This is a genomic window from Maledivibacter halophilus, from assembly GCF_900167445.1.
In the GTDB taxonomy this organism is placed as follows: domain Bacteria; phylum Bacillota; class Clostridia; order Peptostreptococcales; family Caminicellaceae; genus Maledivibacter; species Maledivibacter halophilus.
In genome coordinates, this window is record NZ_FUZT01000016.1 from 60,886 (window position 1) to 86,712 (window position 25,827).

Sequence of the window (25,827 nt, forward strand, 5' to 3'; positions counted from 1 at the left end):
AATATCTATGCCACATTAATTATTAATTTCCTTTATTATCCTTAAGATAGATTTTTCAACCCTTACAAGAGAAAACGATTTCACTTAAAAACATTATATACCCATGTATACTATTTGTACCATCTTCCATGGTATTTTTTGTACTGCATATGTATTACTTTAAAATTTAATAAATTTCAAATAAAAAAACTACGATTATTGTTGCTTTAACAATCAATCATAGTTTTTCTATAATATTAAACTTTAAATTAATACAAAATTATTTAAAAAGATAAATTTCATAGTTACCTTCTCTTATGCTTAAGTATTGCTTCTGCAGTAATTAAATCATCAGGAGTCGTTATTTTTATATTCTCATAATCTCCTTCAACCATTTTAACTTGTATGCCCATTTCTTCTACTAACATAGCATCATCGGTTCCAAACAAATTCTCTTTAGCAGCAAAGCTGTGGGCTTTTCTGATTATTTCACTCTTAAATCCCTGAGGGGTTTGAGTAATCCAAACATTTTCTCTTTTTGGTGTAAAGCTTACAAAACCGTCATCCTTCATAATTTTAATAGTATCCTTAATAGGTACTCCAGCAGATACAGCACCAAATTTTTCAGCGCCTTCTATACACCTTTTAATAATTTCTTTGGTTACAAGGGGTCTTGCTCCATCATGTATAAGTACGGTTTTTGATTCCTGGCTTATATGTAAAAGCCCATTCATCACCGAATCCTGTCGCTGAGCTCCACCAGTAATTATTTTTACCACTTTCTTAAATTTGAATTTCTTTAGAATATTTTTTTTGCATAACGCTATATCATCTTTGTTAATCACCAGTATAATCTCGTCAATAAGAGGACTTCTCTCAAAAACGTCTAGGGTATGGGCAATAATAGGCTTACCCTTGAGTAGTAAATATTGCTTATTAAATTCAGCCCTCATTCTAGTTCCCTTTCCAGCAGCAAGTATGATAGCAGTATTCATATGAATAAAACTCCTTTTCAGCTATACCTTTTCAACTATATTCTATCAGCCAATGTCATATAGCTAATTTCCACAAAAATTATTAAATTTTCTAACCAATATTAATCCAGCAGTCTTAATTTATCAAATATAGTATACCATATAATAAAGCCCAGCAACAAAAGCTGGGCTATTAATCATTATTATAACACTATTTGCTAAGCAGTTTTATTTATCATATTTTTAGGTTTAGCAAATATAAGTCTTCCTGCTGCTGTTTGAAGTACACTTGTAACGGTAACATCCATTGTTTCTCCAATATGCTTTTTACCGCCATCAACTACTATCATAGTGCCATCGTCAAGATAAGCAACTCCTTGCCCCATTTCTTTTCCCTCTTTAATAACTTGAACCACCATTTCTTCCCCAGGTAATACAACCGGCTTAACAGCATTTGCTAATTCATTTATATTTAATACGGGAACCCCTTGGAGCTCTGAAACCTTATTTAAATTGAAATCATTAGTAACAATTTTACCTGATACCACTTGTCCTAGCCTTACTAATTTACTGTCTACTTCAGCTATCTCTTCAAAATCCATATCAGTTATTTGAACTTCAATATCTAATTCTTTTTGTATTTTATTTAATATATCTAAACCTCTTCTTCCTCTATTTCTCTTTAGAGAATCGGAAGAATCGGCAATATGTCTCAATTCTTCTAAAACAAATTCAGGTATAACCAATGGGCCTTCCACAAATCCAGTTTTACAAACATCAGCAATTCTTCCATCAATTATAACACTTGTATCTAATATTTTAGGCTTACTATTATAAACTACTTTGTTGACATCCTTTTCTTTAGGACTAATCTTTTTAAATATATTGGGCAAATTGATTAAATCCTTAGTTTTCTTCGTCGCAATACTAACACCTAAATAACCTAAGAAGATATAAACTATAACAGAAAGTAAAGTTCCTATATAGGGTATAGGTATAATTAAATGACTAATTAAATAAGCAATTATAAGTCCGATGATAAGTCCAATAGATCCCACCAAAATATCAGTAGTTGGTATTTTCTGCAGCTCAGTTTCTACCCAATTTGCACTATTTAGACCCTTTTTCATCAACCACGGGGTCACAGCAAAAAACATGAATCCAAATACAACAGCTCCAACAATACTTATTATTAGTTCTTGTAATGTAGTTAAAGTCCCTATATCGAATAACTCTTGCACTCTTAAAATTTTAGAAATCAATATCCCTAGTGCATACCCTGCCGCTGCTCCTGCAAAGGTTAAGGAAATACGTATGATTTTATTTAGCATTTTATTGCCACCTCCTTCTTGTAATTATATCCACTGAGCTAGTATTTTATAACAATAGTCTTTATTTATAATTACAAAAAATAAATTAGTTAAAAATAATATTCTCATATTACAATTATCCTAAATTAAAATTATAAAATTATCTCGATTTTGAAAAATAATTCAATAAATAGTTTTTATAAAATAAATTATTTATTAAGCTTGAAACTTAGATATTCTGTATAGATTTTCCATAGCAAAACCTAATTTATGCATATCAAAATGTCCAGTGTTTCTGAAGAATTTTGATGTGTATAAATCAATTGTTTTGCTAGAATATCTATAGTAAAAACTCACTATTTTTTATATACCCCATTTAATAGCAAAAAAAAAGAATTTTGCATAAATTATATACTATTTTTTATTCTTTATCTATATTAATTACAAAAATTTAACAAATCAGATGAAAAAAATATCTATATTTTTATTGTATAGTTTCATTTATAAGCTCTTCTATACTGAGCTCGTCAGAATCATTCACTAATACTAATTCACTTATTAGTATTTGTTTTGCATTATTAAGCATTTTTCTTTCTCCAGTTGAAAGTCCTTTCTCTTTATCTCTGAGCATGAGGTTGCGAACTACTCCAGCCACTTCATAGATATCTCCACTCTTTATCTTATCCATATTAGCCCTATATCTACGATTCCAATTCTTAGGCATTTTAGATTCATCATCATTCAAGACTGCAAGAACCTGCTCCACTTCCTGTTCAGATATTATATCCCTAAGTCCCATAGTATCTACATTATCTAGAGGAATCATTACCTTCATATTTCTCAAAGGCAATAATAAAATATAATATTTCCTTTTTTCTCCTAAAATTTCCTTTTCTTCAATGGATTTGATTATCCCAGCACCATGCATAGGATATACTACCTTATCACCTATATTAAACATAGAAATACCTCCTAAATGACATTGCACATATCCAGTATACAGTAACCAAAGCAAGATGTCAAGAATAAATTATTTTATCACAGTAGCATATGAATGTCAATGCTTTTTTATTGAATTCCTTAATAAACTTTTTTATTCCCCTAAACATTTCTATTTTTTTATATTTATGGTAAAATAATTCCATATTTATCTAATATATATTATCCTTTGACCTTTTATTTTATCTATCTTTATGCTAAAATATTTATGTCAACCATATATTAAACAATAATATGAATTCAACATTTAAAATCTTTAAAGTGAAATATTTTTATACATAGCTTCTACTTTATTTAGGAGTGATTATTTATGAAGGATTTTCTATGTGATAATTTTCAAAACTCAGTTGAAGAAGTTTTAATAAGACATAAAAGCATATTGGATATACTAACAAAGCTTCAGGAATCTTCTGCAAAAATCAATAGAGCAGTGATTAAATCAGTAACAAGCTGTGGTTGTATAAAAATTAATGCTTCTAATCATGAAGTTCCCGATGATATTAATTATGAAGATATTAAAGAATATCTAAATAATCATCTTCAAGGTGAACTTTGTGAAGTATGCAGAGAAAAAATTATTGAAGAAATGGGAAAAAATCTATTTTATATTACTGCCCTAGCTAATAATCTTGATATAAATCTTTATGAAGTAATACTTGAGGAACATAAAAAAATAGAAGCATTAGGTAAGTTTAGTTTATATTAAATAAATACGTTTTCGTCCCATTGTAAAGTTATAGGTTAGAGGTTTTGACATAATTTTATAAAAATATTAAAATTCCTATTACATACTCAAATAATGTTTACTTTTTTAAAAGATGCCTATCAAGGAGAACCTGATCTCTTACCCTCCTTAGGCCTTCTTTGATGTTTTTAGCCCTTACCTCACCTATACCTTCTACATCATAGAGTTCTTCTGTGCTGGCCCTTAAAATCTTTTGAAAATTATTAAAACGTTTAACTAAATTCTTTATAACTACTGCCGGTAATCTTGGAATTCTAAATAATATTCTATATCCCCTTGGCATTACTGGCATATCTAATATATTTATATCATTGGAATATCCTAGCAGCATAGCAATATTTGTTAAATCTAAAAGCTCTTCGGAAGTAAAATTTCTAAAGCTTCTCATTATAGAATCTTTGTTATTATCTATTCCAATTTTATAATCTTCAATTATATTCTCACCATCTTCTTTAACAAAAGCAATAAGTTCCTCTAATTGCATACTTACTAGTCTACCTTCACTTCCCAATTCATTTATATATCTTTCAATTTCATTTGCTATTCTCATTACCATCTCTGTCCTTTGTATAACTAGGCAAACATCATATAAAGTTACCAAATCCTCAAGTTCTAAAGCACTCAAACTGGTCATTGCCTGTTCTAAAACAGCCTTGTACTTTTCTAGGGTTTGAATAGCTTGATTTGCTTTGTTAAGAACTTTATTGGTATCCTGCAATATATATTTCTCCCACCCCTTATAAATAGTTATGATATTTCTTCTCTGGGATATTGACACTACTAAATTTCCTGTCTGTCTCGCAACTCTTTGAGCTGTCCTATGTCTTATTCCAGTTTCTGAAGATGGTATAGATGGATCTGGATTAAGTTGTGTATTTGCATTGAGAATCTTTTTTTGATCAGAGCTTATAATTATAGCTCCATCCATCTTAGCTAATTCATAAAGGTGGGCAGGAGTAAGCTCTGTATTTATATAAAATCCTCCATCAACCATCTTAATTATCTCTAAATCATCCCCTACTACTATTAGCGCTCCGGTTTTAGCCCTAAGAATACTCTCAAGTCCCTCTCTCAAAGAAGTTCCCGGAGCCAAAGTCTTTAAGGATTCGTTTATATCCTGACTCTCTTTTTCCTGTTTAACCAATACTTCTCCCTCCCAAAACTATGTCAAGGGCTTCATACACGTTCTCTACACCTATTATTTCTATATCATTGAATTTAGGAAGCCCACTTAGATTCCCCTTAGGAATTACACAGGTTTTAAATCCCATTTTCACTGCTTCATTTATTCTTTTTTCAGCATGATTTACAGATCTAACTTCTCCAGTTAATCCCACTTCACCAAATATAATAGTTTGATGGTCGATTACTTTACTTCTAAAACTTGAGGCAATAGCGGCCACAATAGCCAAATCAACAGCTGGCTCACTAAGTTGTATGCCACCTACTACATTTACATATCCATCTTGGGCCTGAAGCTGAAGCCCTATTTTTTTCTCAAGAACTGCCATAAGCATAACCACTCTGTTATAGTCTATACCTGTTGCCATTCTTCTAGGTGTTCCAAAATTGGTAGAACTTATAAGAGCCTGAATTTCTATCAGTACTGGTCTAGTTCCTTCTATACTTGCAACAACAACTGATCCAGCCACCTCCTTTGGTCTATGGGCTAAAAATAAGTGAGATGGATTTAAAACCTCCTCAAGACCATTATTAGTCATTTCAAAAATTCCTATTTCATTGGTCGATCCAAATCTGTTTTTAACGGCACGAAGCACTCTATATATATTATGCTTTTCACCTTCAAAATAGAGCACTGTATCTACCATATGTTCTAAAACCTTTGGTCCTGCTATTGATCCAGTTTTTGTAACATGGCCTACAATGAATGTGGCAATGCCTAATTGTTTAGATAGTTTCATAAGCATGGCAGTACCTTCTCTTACTTGACTAACACTACCTGGGGCAGATGTTATATCTGGATTATATACTGTCTGTATAGAGTCTATGATTAGTAAATTGGGATTTATTTCTTCAATATATTTTGAAATATATTCAAGATTATTTTCTGAAACTATATAGAGATTTTCATTGTCAATATTTAGTCTATCTGCCCTCATTTTTATCTGTTTGAGGGATTCTTCTCCCGACATATATAATACCTTTAGGCCTTTTTCTCCTACATTACTTGCAACTTGAATAAGGAGTGTGGATTTACCTATGCCCGGGTCTCCACCTACCAATACCAAAGACCCTATTACTATTCCTCCTCCTAAAACCCTATTTAATTCACCATTGGATGTTGAAAATCTATTTTCAACTTCAATCTTAATATTCTTAAGCTGCACGGGTTTTTGTGAAGAAGCTGTGGATATTCCTTTACCTGATTTGTTCTTTTCAACAAATTCTTCAACAAAACTTTCCCAGCTATGGCATTCTGGACATTTTCCCATCCATTTCAATGATATATATCCACATTCCTGGCAGACATACTTTGTTTTTATTTTACCCACAAAATTCACCTCAAATTCCAATATTTTAAAATCTCTAATTATATATGATACCACTATAATATATTTTAATGTATGTTTATAATTAATACTAGAGAAATGGTTATTATTATACATCATAAGAATAAAACAGTACTTAAAACTTATAGTTTTAAGTACTGTTTTCTATCTTCTACCAATTACCTGCCACTATTTCTTTGTAAACATCAATTTCTCTTTATCTACATCTACTATTATATCATCTTCTTTAGATATTTTACCCATCAATATTTCTTCCGATAACTTATCTTCTATGGTTTTAGTTATCAATCTTTTTAGAGGTCTAGCACCGTATTCTACATCATAGCCTTTATCGGCTAGATAATCTTTAGCAGCTTCAGTAATTTCTATAGATATATTCAAATCACTAAGTCTATTTGTAAGCTCATTAATCATTAGATCAACAATTTTTTTAATATGTTCCTTCTCTAATTGATGGAAAACTATTATATCATCAATTCTATTTAAAAACTCAGGCCTAAACTGCCTTCTGAGTTCATTCATTATATTTTCCTTCATTCTCTCATACTCATTTTTCTTTGCATCATCAGCTGCACCCGCAAAACCTAAAGGCTTTGTATTTTTAATTCTACTTGCTCCTACATTTGAAGTCATTATTATAACTGTGTTTTTAAAGTCTACTGTTCTACCCTTTCCATCGGTTAATCTTCCATCATCCAGCATCTGTAATAATATATTAAATACGTCGGGATGCGCCTTTTCTATTTCATCAAATAATATTACTGAATAAGGCTTCCTTCTAACTTTTTCAGTAAGCTGACCACCTTCATCATATCCAACATATCCTGGAGGAGAACCTACCAGCTTTGACACCGAATGCTTCTCCATATATTCTGACATATCTACTCTAATCATAGCATCTTCATCGCCAAATAGTGCTTCAGCTAGTGCCTTAGTAAGCTCAGTCTTTCCTACCCCAGTCGGTCCTAAGAATATAAATGAACCTACAGGTCTTTTAGGGTCCTTAAGACCTACTCTAGCTCTTCTTATGGCACGAGATACAGATACAACGGGTTCTTCCTGACCTATAACTCTTTTATGGAGTATATCCTCCATCTTAAGGAGTCTGTCAGATTCTTCCTGGGCAAGTTTATTCACAGGTATTCCCGTCCAAGATGAAACTATATTTGCTATTTCTTCTTCACCTACAGCTGAATTCTCATTTATATTTGACTTCCAATTTTCCTTTCTATTTTTAATTTCTTCTAAAATATTTTTTTCTTCATCCCTAAGTTTTGCAGCACTCTCATAATTTTGACTGCTTACAGCCTCTTCCTTTTCCTTCTTGATCTTTTCTAACTTTTCCTCTAAACCATGTAAATCCTCAGGTTGTGTTGCATTATCAAGTCTTACCCTTGAAGCAGCTTCATCAATCAAATCTACAGCTTTATCTGGTAAAAATCTATCTGTTATATATCTATGTGAAAGCTCAGCAGCTGCTTTTAATGCTTCATCGGTAATTTTCACTTTATGATGGGCTTCATATTTATCCCTTAATCCCTTTAATATTTCTATAGTATCTTCGATTGAAGGTTCTTCTACCATTATAGGCTGAAATCTTCTCTCCAATGCCGAATCCTTTTCAATATGCTTTTTATACTCATCAAGGGTTGTTGCTCCTACAGCCTGTATTTCTCCCCTTGCAAGTGCAGGCTTTAATATGTTTGAAGCATCAATGGCACCTTCGGCTCCTCCAGCCCCTATGATTGTATGCATTTCATCAATAAAGAGTATTACATCCCCTGCTTCTCTAAGTTCATCAATAACTGTTGTTAACCTTTCTTCAAATTCTCCTCTATATTTTGCACCTGCAAGCATAGAAGCAAGCGCAAGGGTAACTACTCTTTTATTCTTTAATATTTCTGGTATATTTCCTTCTACAATTTTTTGAGCAAGACCTTCTGCTATGGCTGTTTTCCCTACACCTGGTTCTCCTATAAGGCATGGATTATTTTTTGTTCTTCTGCTAAGAACCTGTATAACTCTTTGGATTTCCTTTTCTCTGCCTATAACCGGGTCCAGTTTTTCTTCCTTTGCCATAATAGTTAAATCTCTACCAAATTTATCTAATGTAGGTGTTTTCTTATTTCCTCCACCCTTTTTACTCATTTTATTTACTTGTGAATCTTGAGTATTACCTAGTAATTTAAGGACTTCTGTATAAACTTTATTGGCATCTATTCCCATACTCAATAGGATATTTGCAGCCACACCTTCTCCTTCCCCTATAAGGGCAAGTAGTAAATGCTCTGTACCTACATAATTATGGTTTAATCTTCTTGCTTCTTCAAAGCTTAGTTCAAATATTCTCTTTGTTCTAGGTGTTATTCCCTGAAGCTGAACTTCCTGACCACCTACTCCAACTATAGACTCTACTTTTGCTCTAAGTAAATTTAAATCCACACCTAGATTCATTAATGCCTTTGCTGCAACCCCTTCTCCTTCACTTAAAAGACCTAATAATATATGCTCTGTTCCAATATAATTATGTCTTAAGCGTCTTGCTTCCTCCTGGGCTAACCCTATTGACTTTTGAGCTCTTTCAGTAAATTTATCAAACATGAACATAACTATTTCCCTCCTATTCTCCCTTTAATCTATCTCTAATAAGGTTTGCACGTTTTATATCTCTTTCATTAGCACTTAGATTTTTTCCATAAATTTTTTGCAGTATACCTGCTTGTATGTCTACCATAAGAGTATCTATAGCCTTGACATCGATATTTTTTATTATTCCCATATCAATTCCTAACCTAACGTTTGAAATAAGTTTTAAAGCTTCCTTTGAGCTCATTATTCTTCCATTTGTTAAAACTCCATAGGATCGACATATTTTATCCTCTAATTTCACTCTATTATTTGCTATAAGGGTTGCCCTTGCATCCCTTTCTTTATTTGTTATCTGCTTTGTAACTTCTATTAAGGTTTTTATAATCTCTTTTTCTGTTCTTCCTAATGTAACTTGATTTGAAATCTGAAACATATTTCCTTCTGATTCACTTCCTTCGCCGTATATTCCCCTTACAGTAAATCCAATTTGATTTACTGCTTGAATTATTCTATTCATATAACCTGTAATTGTAAGGGCTGGCAAATGGATCATAACAGATGCTCTTATTCCTGTTCCTACATTTGTTGGACAGGATGTCAAATATCCAATATCTTCATCAAAGGCATATTTGAGATCTTCTTCAATAATATCATCAATTTTATTTGCTAAATCCCAGGCTTCTTCCAGCTGAAAACCCGGAAAAAGGCATTGAATACGGATATGATCTTCTTCATTTATCATAATACTTACCGATTCATCCTTGTTTATCATTACTGCACTCTTCTTTGGTCTTTCTATCAGATTTGGACTTATAAGATGTTTTTCTATCAAAACCTGCTTATCATTATCAGATATCTCATCTATTCCAATTAAGTTAAAATCATTTTTAAGTATTGTATTGCCCTCAATAATTGAATCACTTACTTTTTTAATAATCTCTTTACTTTTTTCATCTGTTAGTGCAATAGGAAATGGAAATTCTTCTAAATTTCTTGCAACTCTAATTCTACTACTAATTATTATATCCTTTTGTGGACCTTCACCGTCAATCCATTTAGTCATCTTCTATACCCCCTATTTATTTGACTCCAAGTCCTTTTCAAGTAATTTTATCTTATCTCTAAGCTCAGCAGCTTTTTCGAACTCTTCTTTATCAATGGCCCTGCTAAGTTCCTTTTTCTTAGTCAAGATTTCACGTTTTAGCCTAATCAAGCTTCCCGCCTTCTTAGGAACCTTACCTGTATGATGTTTACTTCCATGTACACTTTTTACAAGGGGCATTAATTTCTCATTAAAGGTTTTATAACACTCTGAACATCCAAGTCTTCCTAATTGTTTGAATTTACCATAGCTCATTCCACATTTGCTACATGTAGTAGTCTGAATATAATCCACCTTCAAAGGGGAACCTTGAACAGAATCCAATAAACCTGTAAGAAAATTATTAATAGTAAATGGATTTTCAAAGCTTATATCCTGAGTTCTCCTTGCACATTCCTCGCATAAATGCAGCTCTATTTTCTTATTATTTATAATTTTTGTTAAATGAACCGTAGCATTGTTCTGTTTACATTTTTCACAAAGCATAATTTTACCTCCCCAATTCCCTTATCTAAGAAGTGAAGCAAGCATTGATTTTAAAATACCTGCCCTTACAACATTTTTTATTTCAGAATCAATATTTAATGCTCTATTATTTATTGCTGAAATCATTATTCTGGCTTCTCTATTTTTTATGATACCCCGCTCATGTAAAAAATTAACTAAAGATACTGCCTTAGTCATATTTATACTATTACCAATATCGCCTATTATGTTATATATTAATCCAGCATCATCAATTTTTAATCTGATGATTTTTATATGTCCTCCACCGCCTCTTCTACTTTGTACTTCATATCCTTTTTCCACAGAAAACCTCGTTGTGAGTACATAATTAATTTGAGAGGGAGCACAATTAAAATCATTAGCTAATTCGTTTCTTTTTATTTCTACAATCTGTCCTTCTGAATTTTTCAGGAGATCCTTTATAAAAGCTTCAATCAAATCACTTAATCTAGCCATAACATCACCCTTATCTAACTTTGACTTTCTTTGACCTTAACTTGATGATAATATAATTTAATTTAAGTTTCAAGTTCTATTTTTAACTAATTTAGGCTATATTATACGATTTTCAATAATTATTCTTCATATAGTTATAATTACTTAATTTTATTATCCATTTATATATATTACTATCTTTTTTCTCCTTTACAATAAAAAAGAACCTGCAATTGCAGGTTTTTTTATTGTCTAATTTGCCCTTCGCCGTATATAATATTCTTTATTGTAGTAAGTTCTTCAAGTCCCATAGGACCTCTAGCATGGAGCTTTTGTGTACTTATTCCTATTTCTGCTCCAAATCCAAACTGACTGCCATCGGTAAATCTAGTAGATGCATTTACATATACCGCTGCTGCATCAATTTCCTTTAGAAATCTTTGAGAATTCAAATAATTATTAGTAATTATTGCTTCTGAATGCTTTGTCCCATATTCAAAAATATGATCTATGGCCTCATCTATGGAATTCACAACTTTAATCGCCAGTATATAATCTAAATATTCTGTGGCCCAATCTTCCTTAGAAGCCGGTTTTACATCAGATATAATTTCTTTTGTTATGTGGCATCCCCTCATTTCTACACCATAGCCCTTCAAACGCTTAGACAACTCTGGTAGAAACTCCTTAGCAATATTTTTATGGACCAATATTGTTTCTGCCGCATTACACACAGCTGGCCTTTGAGTTTTAGCATTTATTACTATGTCCTCTGCCATTTTCAGATCTGCACTGTCATCTATATATATATGACAGTTCCCAACTCCAGTTTCTATAACTGGTACTGTTGAGTTTTTCACTACCGCTTGTATAAGTCCAGCTCCACCTCTTGGAATTAGAACATCTATATACTGGTTTAGCTTCATCATTTCTGTTGCCGCTTCTCTATCAGTTATATCAATAAATTGTATAGATTCCTTTGGTAGACCGTTTTCAGCAGCAGCCTCTTTAATAATATTTATTAAAGAAGTATTTGAATTAATAGCTTCAGATCCTCCTCGTAAAATAACAACATTTCCTGCTTTTATACATAGAGCAGCTGCATCTACAGTAACATTTGGTCTAGACTCATATATAATACCTATTACTCCAAGGGGAACTCTTATTTGGCCTATCTGAAGCTCATCTTCCGTCTTCCACATCTTGTCAACTTGTCCTATAGGGTCCTTTAACGAAGCTACATTTTTAAGACCATCAGCCATATCATTTATTCTATTTTCATTTAATAAAAGTCTATCCAACATATATTCTGATAAGCCTTTTTCTTTTCCATTTTCGATATCCTTGCTGTTAGCTGCTAAAATTGTATCTTTATTTTTAATTAGTGCCTGGGCCATAGCTTCAAGTGCTTTATTTTTTACATCTGTACCTATGGTGGCCATTTCTCGTGAAGCCTTTTTCGCCAATTTTCCCTTTTCTATAACATATTGCCTTATATCCAATTTAATCCCTCCTATTAAACTTTAATTTACTTAACTAAAGTATAACCAAATTATTTGCATGTACAACTTCATCATAGGTTTTATAATGAAGTTTGTCTTCTATATTTGAAGTTTGATCTCCTTTTATAAGGTCAATATCAGGTGAATTATAATTTGTTATTCCTCTTGCCAATTCACTTCCTTCTACATTAACAATAGAAACAATATCTCCCTTTTCAAAAACCCCGTCTATAGACAATATTCCAGCAGGCAGTAAGCTTTTGCGATGTTTAACTATTGCCTCTGCAGCCCCATCATCAACCTCTATTTTTCCTTTTATAAGGGTATTATATGACAACCAGCATTTTCTTCCCTGCAGGGGATGCTTATAAGCTTCAAAAAATGTGCCTACATCTTTGCACTCTAATACTTGACTAATAATATTTTTTGCTGCTCCGTTAACAATGACCATGGAAGAACCAGCTTTTACTGCTATTTCCGCTGCACTTATTTTTGTTATCATTCCTCCAGTTCCAAAGCTACTGCCTGCTCCACCAGCAGCTTCTTTTATGCTATCAGAAATATCACTAACATGGCTTATTAGTTTTGCTTCTTTGTTTTCTTTAGGATTAGAATCATACAGCCCTTCAATATCAGAAAGCAATATCAAAAGATCGGCTTCAACAAGACTGGTCACCATTGCTGATAAAGTGTCATTATCACCAAATTTTATCTCATCAACAGCTATAGCATCATTTTCATTTATAATGGGAATAACGCCTTGATTGAATAAGGTAAAAAAAGTATTCCTTGCATTTAAAAATCTTTTCCTATTTAATATATCCTCTTTAGTTAAAAGTATTTGTGCTGCTGTTTTACCATATTCTGAGAATATTTTTTCGTACATATGAAGTAAAACACCTTGTCCTACAGCAGCTGCTGCTTGTTTTTCAGGAATAGTCTTAGGTCTTGTTTTAAGCCCCAGTTTACCCATTCCAGCTCCAATAGCTCCAGAGGTTACTAGTGCCACCTCAATCCCTTTATTATTAGCATCTGCAATTTGTCTTACTATACTTTCTATTCTGTTTAGGTTTAACAAACCAGTTGAATGAGTCAATGTAGATGTTCCTATTTTAACAACTATCCTCTTTATATCTTTTATATATTTCTCCCTATTTATTTCCATAGTATAGACTCAAACCCAAATTATTTCAATATAGAAAATAATTTGAGTCTAAAAAAGTCTTGCCTCCTTTCAAACAATGTATTATCATTAAGATATTATATTATTTATTCAACAGTAAATCAAAATTATTTTTCTATTAACAGTAATTTAGCAGATTATATCATAACAACTTAAAATATTCAAATTAATTATGGAGGTATATTTATGAAGCAAAATATCGGATTTATTGGATGTGGAAATATAGCTAATGCAATGATAGTCGGCCTTATAAAATCTAAGACCATATCTCCACAATCTGTTATGGTAAGTAACAGAACACCTGAAAAATTAGAAAAAATAAGTGCCAAGTATAATGTACACACCGCTATGGACAATAAAGAAGTTGCAAAGTTTGCCGATATATTAATTCTATCCGTTAAGACCAATAAATATTTTAAGGTAATAGATGAAATTAAGGATAGTATTAACTCAGACACAATAATAGTATCATTAGCAGCAGGAAGAAGCATTCGTTCTATTGAAGAAGCCTTTGGGAAAAAAATAAAGCTTGTTAGAACAATGCCAAATATCCCTGCAATAGTTGGAGAAGCTATGTCTGCTCTTTGCCATAATGCTTTAGTAAAAGAGGAAGAATTTCAATTAGTTCTTGATATTTTCAAAAGCTTTGGAAAAGTAGAAGTTGTAGATGAAGAATTAATGGATGTTGTCACAGCTATTTCTGGTTCTTCTCCAGCATTGGTATATTTATTTATTGAAGCCTTAGCCGATGGTGCTGTCCTTAAGGGTTTTCCAAGGGATAAAGCCTATAGAATGGTTTCCCAAGCTGTATTGGGTGCAGCTAAAATCGTTTTGGAAACCGGAAAGCACCCTGGTCAGCTTAAGGATGAAGTATGCTCGGCAGGAGGAACTACTATAGAAGCTATTTATGCATTAGAAAAAAAGGGTTTTAGAGGTCATGTAATAGAATCTATTGAAATGGGAACAGAAAAATCTAAAAAGCTTGCAGAAAAATAGTGGAAAATATAAATCCCCTGAAAATTCAGGGGATTTTATTTTTTAATCTTCCTGTTTAGCAGCTTCTATGATTTTTTCTGCTAATTGAGCTGGAACCTCTTCATATTTTTCAAATTTCATTGTAAAACTTCCTCTTGCTTGAGTCATGGAACGTAAATCTGGAGCATATTTAAACATTTCAACCTGAGGTGCTTCTGCAATTACTTTTTGATACCCGTCTCCTGTTGGCTCCATACCAAGTATTCTACCTCTTCTTTTATTCATATCTCCCATAATATCTCCCATATAATCTTCCGGTATAAGAACCTCTACCTTTACTATTGGCTCAAGGAGTATAGGTTTTGCCTTTTCGATTCCTTTTTTAAATGCAAGAGATGCGGCAATCTTGAAGGCCATTTCACTGGAATCAACTGAGTGATAAGAACCATCAAATAGTGTTGCCTTAACATTAACCACAGGATATCCTGCTAATACACCTTTTTCCAATGATTCTCTAAGACCCTTTTCAACGGCTGGTATATATTGTTTTGGAACTGAGCCGCCAAAAATTTCTTCAGCAAATTCAAATTCTTCAGTTGAAGGCTCAAATCTTATATGAACATCACCATACTGGCCTGCTCCACCACTTTGTTTTTTATGTTTGCCTTGAACACTTGAAGTTCCTTTAATGGTTTCCCTAAAAGCAATTTTAGGATCCATAAGATCAACTTCAACTCCAAAACCATTTTTCATCTTATTAGTTATTACAGTAAGCTGCATGTTTCCTTGCCCACCTATAAGCAGCTGCTTAGTTTCTGTATTTCTCTCTACAACAAAGGTTGGATCTTCTTCAGTCAATCTATGAAGAGAAGCACCAATTTTTTCTTCATCTCCTTTAGATTTAGGCTCTACTGCCATAAATAAGCAAGGCTCTGGAAACTGAATCCCTTGATATTTTATTAAGGAGCTTTTATCACAAAGGGTGTCTCCAGTTTCAGTGTATTGAAGCTTTGCTATGGCCCCAATATCCCCAGCTGTAACCATATCACACTCTAATTGATTTTTGCCTCTTAACATAAACAAGCTACCTAATTTTTCTTTTTCATCTTTATTTGCATTAAATATTTCCATATCCTTTGTTAATTTTCCCGAATAAACCTTAAATAAGGATATCTTACCTACAAATGGATCCACAATTGTTTTAAACACAAGGGCTGAGAAAGGCTCATTTTCACTTACTTTTCTAATTATTGGTTCATCATTCTCAGGATTCACACCTTCATACTCTCCATTATGCATATCCTTAGGAGTAGGCATATAATCAGATGTCATATTAAATAGTGTATGAATACCAATATTATTGGCTACTGAACCTACTAGTACAGGTACAACCTCACCAGCCAATACACCTTTTCTTAAGCCTTCATGAATTTCTTCTGCTGTAAATTCTTCCCCTTCAAAATATTTTTCAAGTAATTCCTCATCACTTTCTGCAACTGATTCAATAAGCATTTCCCTAACAGGAGTAATTTTTTCTTCCATTCCTGCTGGAATATCAACATCTACACATTCCTTGCCATTGTATTCTCGACCAATCATATCCACAACATTTACAAAGCCTTTAAAGTTTTCTCCCTCTCCAATTGGAATTGCAAAGGGAGCAATCTTTTTACCAAAATTGTCTCTCAAATCCTTAATCAGTTTATCATAGTTAACGTTTTCCTTATCCATTTTATTAATAAACATAATTTTTGGCATTTTTCTTTCTTCCGTGTATTTCCATGCCTTCTCAGTACCAACTTCAACGCCTGAAGTTGCATCTACCATTATAATAGCTCCACCCGCTACTCTCAAGGCACTTATAACCTCGCCGGCAAAATCAAAGTATCCAGGAGCATCCAATATGTTATATTTTGAATTATTCCACTCTACAGGAATAACTGAAGTTCCTATTGAAAATTGTCTAGAGATTTCTTCCTTATCAAAATCTGATACAGTATTACCATCTTCTACTTTTCCCATTCTCTTAATAGCCTTTGTAGTATATAGCATTGCCTCAGTTAATGTAGTCTTTCCACTTCCACCATGTCCTAATAATGCAATATTTCTTATTTGGTCAACTTTGTAATTCTTCATACTTTTCCTCCTCGCCTTATTATATTTGATTGGTTCTTTTATTTATATTAATAATTCTATAAAATTTCAAAAATTCCTTTAATTATCCTATATTATACAACTTTTTTCCAAAAATATAAAGAGATTAAATAAAATTAGAATCAGTTATAAATTATTTGCATTTAGAATTATTTTTTAATATAGTTATAGAGCTAAAAAATCTTACAATATTCTACTTATTTTAGGATAGTTTTTGTCATTTTTAGCTGTGCTAAATATAATATTTATACATATGAACAAATCCTCAATTTCATTGCAATTTCCAAATGTTTCATGTAGAATATTAATGATACATATATAGAGTTCGCATAGTAAATCTTAATTTATACATATAAAAGTACTTAGCATTCTAAGGATTTTTTATGTATATAAATTAGTAATTTTACTTTAAACTCTATAGATGGGGGGATTTCTATTTTTAAGGAGGGAGTAAATTGAACATAGCAATAGTAGGTGCTGGTAAAGGAGGAGTAAGCACCATAAAGTGCTTTAACAACATCAAGGACATTACTATTAGCATTGTAGTAGATAAAAATATTAATGCACCAGGTATAGAATTGGCTAAAGAACTAGGCATTCCTTTTTCCCATTCTGTAGATGATATCAATTGTGAAAATTTGGATGTAATAGTTGAAGCCACGGGAAATAAAGAGTTCAGCAATTTTTTGAAAGATAAGTTTGAATCCAAGTGCAGTATAGTTGACTCTAAGGGCACTTGGCTTATGATGACTTTAGCAGAAAGAGATTTAAAGGCTTTGGAAAAAATGGATAATCAAATCTCTATTATAAATGATACTGCAAATATAGTTCAAAGCCAAGTTAATGAAATCATGGGATCGATCGAGAAAATACATACTACAAGTGAAAAACTTCTATATACTACTAAAGTATCAAATGAATACATAAAAGAAAGTGATAATATAATTCAATCGGTTAATAAAATTTCTCAACAAACTAAAATACTTGGCATAAATGCTTCTATTGAAGCTGCTAGAGCTGGTGAACACGGTAAAGGATTTGGAGTTGTGGCTAATGAAGTTCAAAGTCTTTCAAAATACACTGAAGATTTTGCAGCAGAAATAAAGGGTATTCTTTTAAAATTATCTGAAGAGATAAAGAAAATCGATAAGGAAGTTAATGGATTAGACAGCTTTTCTCAGGTGCAAGTTAATGCCTCTGACAAAGTAAGCTCAGCAGTAGATGATCTTGTAGAGGCTTGTGATGAAAATTGCAACCACTAGTAAATTTTTATAACTTAAAAAAATATATTCCAAAACTAAATTTAAATATTACTAGAAAACTATCGTCTAATTAAAAAAATGATAGTTTTTCTTTTTAATTTACATTTTATACAGTTTTTTAATTTTTTCTAATAAAAATAATATAAAATTTGGAAGTAACTAAAAACAGTTTTGAAAATCAGCTTATCCTATTATCAAATCTAATTAACAATAACTTTAAAAATATCAAATGTATTACTAATCCTATTAAAATATGTATCCAATATAATATATCACTATAGTTTCCAATTACTAAAGCCATTACTGGCCAATAAAAGGGAATAAAACCTGCTAAAAGCTTCAACTTTGAATCTAAAAAATATCCAGCTATTGGAGCAAGCATAAAAATTCCTAATGCTTTAGATAAAGCAAGGCCTTCTACCTTGTTTCCCGCAAATACTACTAGATATAAGGCTATTAGCGGTGCTTCAAGAGCTGCTAGTATGGCAATGGGAATTATTGTAATAATATCTACATTAACAAGATCTACCAGAGGTAATATTAATAATCCATATAAAAAGCTGATAATTGTAGGTAATAGAACTCTATAAACAATATAATCATTCTTAGCTAATGGTGTAATTATCAATGTTATAATGACATGATCATCTCTTTCATCTAATAACAAAAATCCAGTTAACATTCCTAAAAGCACAGGAGTAAATATTAGCACAAATCCTGAAATAAGTGGATAATAACCTTCCAAATCTGTATATGGTAATAAATATTGTGTTAATAAAGGAATTAGCCATCTTAGCACCAATGACATAACAAGTGGCCCCAAAATTAGAAATAATAACATTGGTTCCCTTATTACATTTTTTAAATCATTATAAGAAAGGGCTATAATTTTCTTCATATTATCTATCTCCCTTTTTTAATATTATGAATTTATTGAATGATATAAAGGCTAACTTATAAGCTAAACTAATCCAAATAATAAGATATAATACCCCATATATTATCTGCCAAAGCTTTACTCCTCCAAAAGCTCCTTTTATTAACAATAGGGAGGCTTGTGTAGGGAATATATAAAATGCCAAACTTTTGAAAACTCCAAAATAATCTACCAAAGGCAAAGATAATATTGTAATATAAATAATAGAATATAATATATATTCATTAATAGTGGGAAATTTTGCAACAGCAATAAACCCTATTAATATAAAAAGAAAGGATGTTAATGTCACTCCTAATATAAATATTAAAAAATTGAACTTTAATCCATATGAAAATATTACAATTATTAAACTAGTAACTATCGATAATAATGTAAGGGAAATCATTTTAGAATATAGATACTCTTTAATTCTCAAAGGCGTAGATATCAAATACATCAAGGTTCTCTCCCCCTTTTCTAATAGAACAAGCCCACTAATAAAGTAAAATCCTAGGACCGATGGATCAGAAAATATTATAAAGGGCAAAATGATTCCCAGTAATTTGTCTGGAAACTGCTTTAGAAGAATAATATAAACTATAGTAATGAAAGCATAGACGGCATAGAATCCGTATCTCACCTGTAAAAATATATCTCCGCCAACACTCCTGGTAAGTCTTGTCATGATAATCTCCTTCCCGTAATTTGTATGAATATCTCATCTAGACTCGCTTCTCCAGTATGAATTGTTTTAATAGGTTTGTTTCGTAAAAGCTCAATGAATCTATCGTTATATCCAATATTTTTTAAATCAAACTCCTTATAAACGCTGTCATTATTATCATAATACTCTACTCTAAGGTTTCTTTTTCCATACTTGATTTTCAATTCTTTTGGCGAATCAATAAGTTTTATCTCTCCATCTACAATAAAGGCCACTCTATCGCATAACTCTTCTGCCACATTCATGTTATGGGTGGTTAAAAAAATTGTTTTACCTTCTCTTTTTTTGTTTAATATTATTTCTTTTATATTCTTAGCATTTACAGGATCTAAGCCTGAAGTAGGTTCATCTAAAAATAATAACTCGGGTTTGTGGATAAAAGCCCTTGCAAAGCCTAGCCTCATCTTCATCCCCTTGGAATATTGCGATACCTTTAAATTTGCTTTATCTTCCAAACCTACCATTTCCAAAAGTTCCATAGAATCTTGAGTTTTACCTTCGTAAAAGGATTTGATGAAATTCAAGTTTTCTAAAGCAGTTAACTTTCTATAAAGGCTAGGAAGTTCAAATGAGATACCTACCCTCTCATAAAAGTCTTTATTCCAATCCTTTATTTCCTTTCCCCTTACTTTTATATTTCCTTTATAGTCCTTTAATATCCCAATTAAAATTTTTTGAGTAGTACTTTTACCTGCTCCGCTAGGACCTAGGAAACCAAAGATTTCACCTTTTTTCACAGAGAAGCTAAGGCCCTTTATTGTTTTTTCCTTTGCATTTATATAGGTGAATTTTAAATCTTTAACTTCGATCATATTAATATCTCCTCTCCAATTATTAAGAATTAATCTTTAGTTCACAAGACTTTTAATTTATATAACACTTTTTAATAAATATCACTTGTACTTTATTGAACAAAAAATATATTGCTTATAATATTCAGCATTTGTCACTTCCTTTATATAGACAAAAAACTCATGCCTCCTAAGGTGTAGAAAATAATATGATCTATTATTAACCTTTCTTTTTCTTTCCTTGAATAATCAGTTCTTAAAATGTTTAGAAATCCTTCTAAAAAACCTACTGCCACAACCATGGAAAAATATCTATGGAAATTAACTTCCTTCTCTTTTTGAGCTTCTTTTAAGTGTTCTTCAAAATGTTGTGCTAGAAAACCTTGAATTTCCTCTTTTATATTTTCGTACTTAGTGCCTTTGCTTCCATCTATCAAAATAATCAGAACTTTTTCATAATCTCTATCTATAATCTTTAAATAATCTGAAATTATTTTTTTAACGCCCTCAACATTCATAGCTGATATTTCATTTATAGCATAATGATCTTCATTGTGATTTTTTATAAAATAGACAAAGTTATTATAGACAGGAGATATAATTTCATTAAACAGTTCTTCTTTGCTTTTAAAGTAATTATAGAAATTCCCGATTGTAGTACCAGCCGCCTTAACAATTTTTCTTAAGGACGCTTTTTGAAATCCATTTCCATAAAACTCATCTATTGCTTTTTCTAGAATTGCCTCTCTTACTTCTTCTTTTAACACCTGCATTAAAAATCACCTGTTCTTTTTTAATCATTATATCACTTATATTTATATTTTTCAATATAAATTTCACCATAAATTTCCATATATAATATAGCAGTTTTTATCTATAAAACCTCTACATATCCCTTATTAATTAATTTTTCAATATGTTCATTTACATATTTTTCCACGTCGATTTCATACTGTTTTTCTAAAACTAAAATCATAGTTATTGCCGTTTGTGCAACATCTAAAAGCTCCTTTGTTATTTCTCTGTATGCTTCATCCTCAGACAGCTTTATTCCATCCCTTTCACCATTCATACCTCTAAACTTTCCTATAGCTCTGCAAAGTTCTCCCTGTTCTTCCGACAGTTTTAAGGCAGTGCTTTCAATTGTTGGTGATATTGAATTAAGATAGGGTAAGGATATGGTTTTTAACTTAACATCTGAAAATCTATTTTTCCTTTTTTCTTTAAGGTATTCTTTAATTTCTTCAGGTGATACATTAAGCTCTTCAAGTTCTTCAACCAATTCTAAATATTCTGCTTTCATTATTGCCTCCTTAAAATATAATATATAATTTAACTCGTTGTGCTAGTTCTCATATCAAAATCCCTTAAATAAACATTAAGCTTATTTATATCCATATTAACATTATACAATTTATTTAAGGCTAGACAAGTATGAAATGTTAAAACCTAAGTCAAATTCTTTCTTATCAAATATCTCTTAAATACCATCATCAATACCAACCATCCTCATAAGATATAATGCATTACGGGTTTTGGACGGACCGGGTCTTAATTTGTAGTCAAAATAAATTTCATTGTTCTTGTAATATTCCCTGAAGTGATAATTTTTAACTTTTTTCTCACTTTCTTTTTCTAGAGTTTCTAACTCTAAGTCATGGGTAGATACCAATCCCATACCATTATTTTTTAATAGTTTCTTTATTAGTATCTTAGCTCCTTTATGGCGATCCTCCGAATTAGTTCCTTTAAAAATTTCATCAAGAAGAAAAAATACCTGAGTATTACTCTCTGTTTCCTTTACAATCTCTTTAATCCGTAAAAGCTCAGCATAGAAGGATGAAATATTTTTTTCCATATTATCACTTATTCTCATACAAGTATAAATCTTCATTATTGAACAGGAAAAAGTTTTGGCACAAACAGGTGCACCGGCATAGGCCAATACAAGATTTATTCCTGCTGTCCTAAGAAGGGTGCTTTTCCCCGACATGTTTGAACCGGTGATTAATAAGATTCTAGTTTCATTTTCAAACTTCAAATCATTGCAAACCCTCTTATCATCAATAAGTGGATGACCCATATTGGTAGATCTAAAATGTGATGGATTATCTATAATTATAGGTTTTGCCCACTGGGGATTATCATGTCTTATAACCGCAAGACTCCCTAATGCTTCTAGTTCTCCAATGGTATTAAGCCAAGCCCTTATATGTTCTCCTGATTTTTTTTTCCAGTTTTCTAGCCTAATCATACATCTATAATCCCAAAGAATGACTATATTTACAAATATAAAAGCAGCATTATTTCTATTTGTAATACTTTGAGTAATTTTCTCAAGCCTTTCTATTTGATTATAAACCTTTTCATTTTCTTCATTTATAAGAATATTTTTTAATTCATTTAAATATTTTGACTTGAAATTCTTCTTTTCAAATTGTTTAAGCATATGCCTATAAACTGCTATATTATCTTTATATTTATAAACTGTATTTAAAACCTTAGACCTTTCCTTATTTTTAAATTTAAGTATAAGGATTTGAATTCCTAATATAGAAATAGGATAATAATAGGACATATTGTTAGTCATAAAATATATTAGAATAGTTGATATACTAATTATAGGAAGCATATTAACTATAAACTTCACCCAGGGTCTTAAGTAAAACTCATTTCTTTCATTTACCCATTTATAAAGTGACTCCGGGTTATTGGATTTTTCTGATATTGCCATGGCCTCGGCCATGAATCTTTGCCGCCACCACAGTTTTCCTGCAAGCTCATCGATGGCTTCCTGCCTTTTATATATTTTATCTTTACTGGTGCAGGGCTTTGTAAGATATTGTTTTAAAAACTGCCTCCCCATATAGGTTGCTGTGGTATTTATCCATTGAAATAAAGATGCTTTTCCAAAGATATCTAGATCATAGGAAAAATTATGATTTTCATTACAAAACTCCCCACCTGTATCACTAAAAGACTTCCACTCTCCTTTTACCCGCTTCAATGAATTGTCATTTATCTTATATAACGAAGAAATATATTTCTTTATCTCCTTTACTTGATTGTATTTTATAACTAAATAGATAAATATAGCCAAATATACTAAAAATATTGGCAAAAGCAAAGTATTATTTTTTGTAAGGTACAGGAATATTGTATTTCCTAGTCCCGCTAATACAACAAACAATCTAAGATTACCTATCATATTTAAAGATTTTTTTTGTTTCTCAAGTAGTCCTTTGTAATAATCTCTTCGTTTTTCATATATTTTATAGGGAGTTTTCAATTTGTTTCTACCTCCTTCTAGACAAACATATCTTTAACACATTTATCACTCTAGATTATAAGTTACAATATTTAAAACCTTACTCAAAAATAAAGACCCTTAAGGTTTAATAAATTTAAAATGAAAAATACAGAAAATTCATTATTCTATTTAAAATTTATTTTTAATGCCACTGCTCATATTATTAATGTTTCTTAAATTATATTATTCCATTCTAAATTAAAACTCCTTCTCCATAATACTACAGTAACTATTAGGAGTACCAAACAATATCCTAGAGTCCCATATTTTACAGCTTTAAGTCCTCCATGTATAGCTGCTGAAGCTCCACAAAAACCCATGGATATGATTAAGGGCAAAATCGTGTTTTCTTGTACATAATTGAAGTTCCTGCAAAAGGGAAGCTCCTTTGAAACCGATCTGAAGATTATTATACACAATAATATCAGATTCAATAATATTACAATTATATCTATAAGTATCTTAAACTTATAGATAAACAGGAACAAAAGGCTTGGTATTAAGTATACCGGAATAATATACTTCATCATAAAACCCTTTAATGAACCTCTAAATATTGGCCTTGGACTTTCTATAGGTAAAACTTTATATATCCATGCACCCTTATAGTTTTCACTGGTACTCAGCATTAATATTAAATTTGACAATAATAAAACTGAAATATAAATAGTTAAATAGGACTTGCCCTTTGAAATTTCTGTAATGATTTCAGAAAAACTTCTGCTGCCACCGAAGCTTCTAAAAATAACTATAAGAGGTATTACAGCTGCAAAGGCCATATTAGGATAAATTCTCAATTTCAACTTTCTTTCATTGGAAACCATCCTTTGGGTAAATCTAAAAAAGATATTTTCTATTCTGTCAAAGCATAGGATTTTAGCTATTGTCCTAGTAACTCTTTCTTTTATTTCAATAAATCTTCCCTTTTTAATACTATTATTATTCAATTTAGAAAGATTTTTTTCAAAGTATGGAATAACTATTTTAAAGTGTATTATAATGGCTATTATTGGAATTACAATGCTTAATAATCCCAGGTAAATATAATGACTGCTGTAATTCTTATTTAAAAAAATCTCAAAGGGAGCCGCAAACCATGCTGGAGGAATTAGATAAGTCCACCACCTAGGAGTGAATACTATATCATGGGTGAATACATTAAACATCCGTCCTACAAACTGATATCCAATAATTAATGTAATAGATAAAATTATTTGAACATAATTTATAATGTCCTTTAGCTTTTCTCCATCAAAAAAGTTTAAAATTAAAGAATACAGTAGTGAAGTTAAAAAAATTATAAAGCAGGAAATTAATATCATATCTAAAAAGAATATTAAGAAAAACAACACTCCATCTTTCATTGTTCCAACTATAAGTGTGGGACCAGCAATAACCATTGCAATGATAAATAAATAAATAAAAATATGAATTACTTTAGCAGCATTAATGGTTTTGGAATCTATTGGCTTAGGCATTAAAATATTTTTATCCTTGATATCCAATAAAACTGATGAAAAATCAGCTATCATAGTTGTCATAATCATAAATATAATCATACCAAAGGAAAAACTCATCTTTGGAAATAATGACAATGGTGAAATTACCAACAGCATCACCACAAATCCAACTAATCCATATGATAATAATGATCTTAGAAAGAAATTCCTTTCCTTTCCATCTTCTTTTTGATTAGTCAGTACAGTTGGAACTCGTCTTTCATCCATGATTAACTTAATCTGTAATATTCTTCTCATTACTTTATAATCTATTCCCCATTTGTTAAAAGTGAAACTAAACTTATCAAGAAACCTTAAAACTTTAAAATCCTTCATA

Annotated in this window: 22 protein-coding genes; 3 read left to right on the forward strand and 19 right to left on the reverse strand. The window is 31.2% G+C overall.

Annotated features, from left to right (window positions below):
• Nucleotides 1-284 precede the first annotated feature (284 nt).
• The 3 genes from ispD to B5X81_RS23085 form a co-directional block, all read right to left on the reverse strand.
• Nucleotides 285-974 carry a 2-C-methyl-D-erythritol 4-phosphate cytidylyltransferase gene (ispD, locus tag B5X81_RS23075; RefSeq protein ID WP_079495306.1) on the reverse strand — a complete coding sequence of 230 codons (690 nt, stop codon included), beginning with the start codon at nt 972-974 and terminating at the stop codon, nt 285-287.
• Nucleotides 975-1,171: 197 nt separating this feature from the next.
• Nucleotides 1,172-2,284 (reverse strand): PIN/TRAM domain-containing protein, encoded by a 1,113-nt coding sequence (locus B5X81_RS23080; protein WP_079495307.1) that lies wholly within the window; start codon nt 2,282-2,284, stop codon nt 1,172-1,174.
• A gap of 463 nt (nt 2,285-2,747) precedes the next feature.
• A complete protein-coding gene (locus B5X81_RS23085) occupies nt 2,748-3,224 on the reverse strand; it encodes a CarD family transcriptional regulator (RefSeq protein WP_079495309.1) in 477 nt (158 codons plus the stop codon).
• 348 nt (nt 3,225-3,572) lie between these two features.
• Here B5X81_RS23085 and B5X81_RS23090 point away from each other — a divergent pair, with 348 nt between their 5' ends.
• Nucleotides 3,573-3,968 (forward strand): nucleoside triphosphate pyrophosphohydrolase family protein, encoded by a 396-nt coding sequence (locus B5X81_RS23090; protein WP_079495310.1) that lies wholly within the window; start codon nt 3,573-3,575, stop codon nt 3,966-3,968.
• A 97-nt stretch (nt 3,969-4,065) separates the two neighbouring features.
• Here B5X81_RS23090 and disA read toward each other — a convergent pair whose 3' ends face one another.
• The 8 genes from disA to proB all read right to left on the reverse strand — a co-directional run bounded on the left by disA (nt 4,066) and on the right by proB (nt 13,838).
• The gene (gene disA / locus B5X81_RS23095; protein ID WP_079495312.1) at nt 4,066-5,151 is read right to left on the reverse strand and encodes a DNA integrity scanning diadenylate cyclase DisA; all 1,086 of its coding nucleotides are present in this window, start codon (nt 5,149-5,151) and stop codon (nt 4,066-4,068) included.
• Nucleotides 5,144-6,520 (reverse strand): DNA repair protein RadA, encoded by a 1,377-nt coding sequence (gene radA, locus B5X81_RS23100; protein WP_079495313.1) that lies wholly within the window; start codon nt 6,518-6,520, stop codon nt 5,144-5,146. The genes disA and radA overlap by 8 nt, the downstream gene beginning before the upstream one ends.
• 186 nt (nt 6,521-6,706) lie before the next feature.
• Nucleotides 6,707-9,145, reverse strand: coding sequence for an ATP-dependent Clp protease ATP-binding subunit (locus B5X81_RS23105; RefSeq protein ID WP_079495314.1), 2,439 nt, complete (start codon nt 9,143-9,145; stop codon nt 6,707-6,709).
• Nucleotides 9,146-9,158: 13 nt separating this feature from the next.
• The gene (locus tag B5X81_RS23110) at nt 9,159-10,190 is read right to left on the reverse strand and encodes a protein arginine kinase (RefSeq protein ID WP_139380446.1); all 1,032 of its coding nucleotides are present in this window, start codon (nt 10,188-10,190) and stop codon (nt 9,159-9,161) included.
• Between the two features lie 12 nt (nt 10,191-10,202).
• A complete protein-coding gene (locus B5X81_RS27200; protein ID WP_139380447.1) occupies nt 10,203-10,715 on the reverse strand; it encodes a UvrB/UvrC motif-containing protein in 513 nt (170 codons plus the stop codon).
• Nucleotides 10,716-10,736: 21 nt separating this feature from the next.
• Nucleotides 10,737-11,192 carry a CtsR family transcriptional regulator gene (locus B5X81_RS23115; protein WP_079495316.1) on the reverse strand — a complete coding sequence of 152 codons (456 nt, stop codon included), beginning with the start codon at nt 11,190-11,192 and terminating at the stop codon, nt 10,737-10,739.
• A gap of 224 nt (nt 11,193-11,416) precedes the next feature.
• Entirely contained in the window at nt 11,417-12,673 is a 1,257-nt protein-coding gene (locus B5X81_RS23120) for a glutamate-5-semialdehyde dehydrogenase (RefSeq protein WP_079495317.1), read from the reverse strand.
• A gap of 34 nt (nt 12,674-12,707) precedes the next feature.
• Entirely contained in the window at nt 12,708-13,838 is a 1,131-nt protein-coding gene (proB, locus tag B5X81_RS23125; protein ID WP_079495319.1) for a glutamate 5-kinase, read from the reverse strand.
• Between the two features lie 204 nt (nt 13,839-14,042).
• Here proB and proC point away from each other — a divergent pair, with 204 nt between their 5' ends.
• Complete coding sequence (gene proC / locus B5X81_RS23130) at nt 14,043-14,852, forward strand: pyrroline-5-carboxylate reductase (protein WP_079495320.1); 810 nt, start codon at nt 14,043-14,045, stop codon at nt 14,850-14,852.
• Nucleotides 14,853-14,894: 42 nt separating this feature from the next.
• Here the strand turns inward: proC and fusA are convergent, their stop codons facing one another.
• Nucleotides 14,895-16,967 carry an elongation factor G gene (gene fusA / locus B5X81_RS23135; RefSeq protein WP_079495322.1) on the reverse strand — a complete coding sequence of 691 codons (2,073 nt, stop codon included), beginning with the start codon at nt 16,965-16,967 and terminating at the stop codon, nt 14,895-14,897.
• A gap of 473 nt (nt 16,968-17,440) precedes the next feature.
• On the opposite strand from fusA, the gene B5X81_RS23140 reads away from it, so the two are divergent.
• Nucleotides 17,441-18,247 (forward strand): methyl-accepting chemotaxis protein, encoded by an 807-nt coding sequence (locus B5X81_RS23140; RefSeq protein WP_079495323.1) that lies wholly within the window; start codon nt 17,441-17,443, stop codon nt 18,245-18,247.
• Between the two features lie 178 nt (nt 18,248-18,425).
• Here the strand turns inward: B5X81_RS23140 and B5X81_RS23145 are convergent, their stop codons facing one another.
• From B5X81_RS23145 to B5X81_RS23175, 7 genes are all read right to left on the reverse strand, one after another.
• A complete protein-coding gene (locus B5X81_RS23145; RefSeq protein ID WP_079495325.1) occupies nt 18,426-19,145 on the reverse strand; it encodes a hypothetical protein in 720 nt (239 codons plus the stop codon).
• Nucleotide 19,146: 1 nt separating this feature from the next.
• Entirely contained in the window at nt 19,147-19,851 is a 705-nt protein-coding gene (locus B5X81_RS23150) for a fluoroquinolone export ABC transporter permease subunit (protein ID WP_079495326.1), read from the reverse strand.
• Complete coding sequence (locus tag B5X81_RS23155; protein WP_079495328.1) at nt 19,848-20,702, reverse strand: ABC transporter ATP-binding protein; 855 nt, start codon at nt 20,700-20,702, stop codon at nt 19,848-19,850. Before B5X81_RS23155 ends, B5X81_RS23150 begins: the two co-directional genes overlap by 4 nt.
• Nucleotides 20,703-20,845: 143 nt before the next feature.
• The gene (locus B5X81_RS23160; RefSeq protein ID WP_079495329.1) at nt 20,846-21,454 is read right to left on the reverse strand and encodes a TetR/AcrR family transcriptional regulator; all 609 of its coding nucleotides are present in this window, start codon (nt 21,452-21,454) and stop codon (nt 20,846-20,848) included.
• Between the two features lie 101 nt (nt 21,455-21,555).
• Nucleotides 21,556-21,984, reverse strand: a complete 429-nt coding sequence (locus tag B5X81_RS23165) for a MazG-like family protein (RefSeq protein WP_079495331.1) — start codon at nt 21,982-21,984, stop codon at nt 21,556-21,558.
• Nucleotides 21,985-22,161: 177 nt separating this feature from the next.
• Complete coding sequence (locus tag B5X81_RS23170; protein WP_170917570.1) at nt 22,162-23,970, reverse strand: MutS family DNA mismatch repair protein; 1,809 nt, start codon at nt 23,968-23,970, stop codon at nt 22,162-22,164.
• Between the two features lie 194 nt (nt 23,971-24,164).
• On the reverse strand, nt 24,165-25,826 hold the full coding sequence (locus B5X81_RS23175; RefSeq protein ID WP_079495332.1) for an ABC-2 family transporter permease: 1,662 nt from the start codon (nt 25,824-25,826) through the stop codon (nt 24,165-24,167).
• Between the last annotated feature and the right edge of the window lies 1 nt (nt 25,827).